Raw genomic sequence first — 2,864 nt, 5'->3', positions numbered from 1 at the left:
CGAGCAGGCCGATGTCGTCGTCGGACCAGTCGTGCAGGCGCTCGGTGAGCAGGTGGGTGGCCTGTCGGAACAACGCGTCGAGCTGCACTCGGCCCGCGGGCGTCAGGCGCAGGATGCGGGAGCGCTTGTCGGCCGGGTCGGGGGAACGCTCGATCCAGCCGAGCTCGACCGCCTGGGCGACTTGGCGGCTGGTGACCGAGAGGTCGACGGCGAGCAGCTCGGTGAGCCGGCTCATGCGCATGGCGCCGTGGCGGCCGAGGGCCGTCAGCACGGCGGCGGAGCCGCTGTGGAAGTCGGCCGGCATGCTCCGGCGCAGCTCCCGCTTCACCGCGCTGAAGGCACTGAGCTGCCGTACCAGCTCCTCGTACTGCGTCTGCTCGGCCATGACACCTCCCATTCGTTGCTTAGGGCAACGATAGAAGTGGATGGTTGCTGAAGGCAAACAAGAAGGGCGCGCAAGGGCCTCAAAACTTGGCAAAGGCAAGCATGGTGAATTGCAAACGCGCAGGTGGGGCGGGGTGTCAGTCGCTCGGTGCCGGCGGCCGGGCTCTCCGGTCACCCTCCGGCGGCCCGCGGGGGTGCACGCGGGCCGCCCTCGGTCCGTATCGCCGAGCCGGGCGTGTGCCCGCGCACGTGCCCCCGTATGTACCCCTCGCGTGCCCCGTGCGCGCCCCTGCGCGGTCGCTTCGAGGCCGCTCCGCGGTCGCTCCGAGGCCGCCCCCGCTTGGGGCCTCCGCAGGCAGTTCGCTAGTGTCTCGGGCCATGGCTAACTCCCAGCCCCCGCAGGGCAACCACGACCCCGCCGGCAGCACCCAGATGTTCCGCGCGTTCGTCGACGAGGCCCCTCAGGGGCAGCAGGCCGCCACGACGAGCGGTGGCGGTCCCCGTATCGGTCTGATCATCGGCGTCGTCGTCGCCGTGGCGATCGTCGCGGCCGTGGCCTGGCTGGCGCTGGGCTGATCCGACAGCGCCTGACAGCACCCGGACACGACACGACAGGACACGCGGAGGCCGCCGTTGCGCCCGTGAGGGGCGCCCCGGCGGCCGTGGGTCCGCTTCCGGGCCGGTGGCCGACGGTGGGAACCGAGGGCTGCCGGCGATCGGTGTGTCTCAGTCCGAGATGAGACCCTCGCGCAGCTGGGCCAGGGTCCGGGTGAGCAGCCGGGAGACGTGCATCTGGGAGATGCCGACCTCCTCGCCGATCTGTGACTGCGTCATGTTGGCGAAGAAGCGCAGCATGATGATCCGCCGCTCCCGGGGCGGCAGCTTGGCCAGCAGGGGCTTGAGCGACTCCCGGTACTCCACGCCCTCCAGTGCCGTGTCCTCGTAGCCGAGGCGGTCCGCGAGCGAGCCCTCGCCGCCGTCGTCCTCGGGTGCCGGGGAGTCCAGCGAGGACGCCGTGTACGCGTTGCCGACCGCGAGGCCGTCGACCACGTCTTCCTCGGACACGCCCAGTACCGCGGCGAGTTCGGCGACCGTCGGGGAGCGGTCGAGCTTCTGGGAGAGCTCGTCGCCGGCCTTCGTCAGCGCCAGGCGCAGCTCCTGAAGCCGGCGCGGCACGCGCACCGACCACGACGTGTCGCGGAAGAACCGCTTGATCTCGCCGACCACCGTCGGCATCGCGAACGTCGGGAACTCCACGCCCCGTTCGCAGTCGAAGCGGTCGATCGCCTTGATCAGCCCGATGGTGCCGACCTGGACGATGTCCTCCATCGGCTCGTTGCGCGAGCGGAAGCGGGCCGCCGCGTACCGCACCAGTGGGAGGTTGAGTTCGATCAGCGTGTCCCGGACGTAGCCGCGCTCCGGGCTGTTCTCGTCGAGTGCGGCGAGCCGCAGGAACAGGGAGCGGGACAGGGTGCGGGTGTCGATGGCCGCTGTGTCCGGTGTGTCCGGTGTCTCGGGAAGATCTGGAGCGGGCGCGGCCGCGAGGGCCGGGACGTCGTCGATGGGGCCGAGTACGTCGAGAGCATTGGGAGCTGTCTCGCTCTCCGCGAGCGTGAGCACCTTCGAGCTGCCCTGGTCTGCGGACATGCCACCCCCTTTGGGTCGCGGGACGGTCGCGGCGAACGTTCCTGTCCGAGGAACGCAGCCTTCACCTGAATACCGGAGCCGGGGCTTCGGCAAACGCGCTTCCGGCAGAATGTCACATGTCGGCAACGCGCTGTAGCGACATGTCGACATCGATGTGGTGAATCAGCCCTGCAAACAAGGGGTCTGACGCCATTTCAGGCCAGAAGCGCAGGTAAAGGCACTGGTGAGCGATTCGCTCTCAGGAGTTACGCGTCGATCCTGTTTGCGGACCGCAGTCGCTGGAAGCTGCGCGCGAGCAGCCGGGAGACGTGCATCTGGGAGACGCCCAGTTCGGCGCTGATCTGCGACTGGGTGAGGTTGCTGTAGTACCGCAGCAGCAGGATCCGCTGTTCCCGCTCGGGGAGTTGGACGAGCAGGTGCCGGACGAGGTCCCGGTGCTCGACGCCGTCCAGTGCCGGATCCTCGTAGCCGAGCCGGTCGAGCAGTCCGGGGAGTCCGTCGCCCTCCTGTGCGGCCTCGAGGGAGGTGGCGTGGTACGACCGCCCGGCCTCGATGCAGGAGAGCACCTCCTCCTCGCTGATGCGCAGCCGTTCGGCGATCTCGGCGGTCGTCGGGGAGCGCCCGAAGGCGGTCGTGAGGTCTTCGGTCGCGCTGTTGACCTGCACCCACAGCTCGTGCAGCCGGCGCGGCACGTGGACGGTGCGGACGTTGTCGCGGAAGTACCGCTTGATCTCGCCGACCACGGTCGGCATCGCGAAGGTCGGGAACTGGACGCCCCGCTCCGGGTCGAAACGGTCGATGGCGTTGATGAGCCCGATGGTGCCGACCTGGAC

General features: G+C 69.6%; 4 protein-coding genes. 1 reads left to right on the top strand and 3 read right to left on the bottom strand.

From position 1 onward, the window contains the following. Positions 1 to 385, bottom strand: a 385-nt coding sequence (locus AOK11_RS34775; protein WP_055597647.1) for a MarR family winged helix-turn-helix transcriptional regulator, incomplete at its 3' end; no start/stop codon positions are given. Between the two features lie 377 nt (positions 386 to 762). Between AOK11_RS34775 and AOK11_RS34770 the strand changes: the two genes are divergently transcribed. Beyond that, the gene (locus AOK11_RS34770) at positions 763 to 960 is read left to right on the top strand and encodes a hypothetical protein (protein ID WP_055597646.1); all 198 of its coding nucleotides are present in this window, start codon (positions 763 to 765) and stop codon (positions 958 to 960) included. Between the two features lie 150 nt (positions 961 to 1,110). Here AOK11_RS34770 and AOK11_RS34765 read toward each other — a convergent pair whose 3' ends face one another. Further along, on the bottom strand, positions 1,111 to 2,031 hold the full coding sequence (locus AOK11_RS34765; RefSeq protein WP_055597645.1) for an RNA polymerase sigma factor SigF: 921 nt from the start codon (positions 2,029 to 2,031) through the stop codon (positions 1,111 to 1,113). A 245-nt stretch (positions 2,032 to 2,276) separates the two neighbouring features. Further along, a partial coding sequence (locus AOK11_RS34760) for a SigB/SigF/SigG family RNA polymerase sigma factor (protein WP_055597644.1) occupies positions 2,277 to 2,864 on the bottom strand: 588 nt, incomplete at its 5' end.

Origin of the sequence: Streptomyces hirsutus (assembly GCF_001418415.1) — a bacterium.
Taxonomy (GTDB): domain Bacteria; phylum Actinomycetota; class Actinomycetes; order Streptomycetales; family Streptomycetaceae; genus Streptomyces; species Streptomyces hirsutus.
The sequence above is the reverse complement of the archived record's forward strand: the minus strand, read 5'-3'. Positions and strand labels throughout refer to the sequence as shown.

What these genes read in the sequence shown, in the direction of transcription:
- AOK11_RS34770 (WP_055597646.1), top strand. Translation starts at nt 763, where the DNA reads ATGGCTAACTCCCAGCCCCCGCAGGGCAACCACGACCCCGCCGGCAGC.
- AOK11_RS34765 (WP_055597645.1), bottom strand. Translation starts at nt 2,031, where the DNA reads ATGTCCGCAGACCAGGGCAGCTCGAAGGTGCTCACGCTCGCGGAGAGC.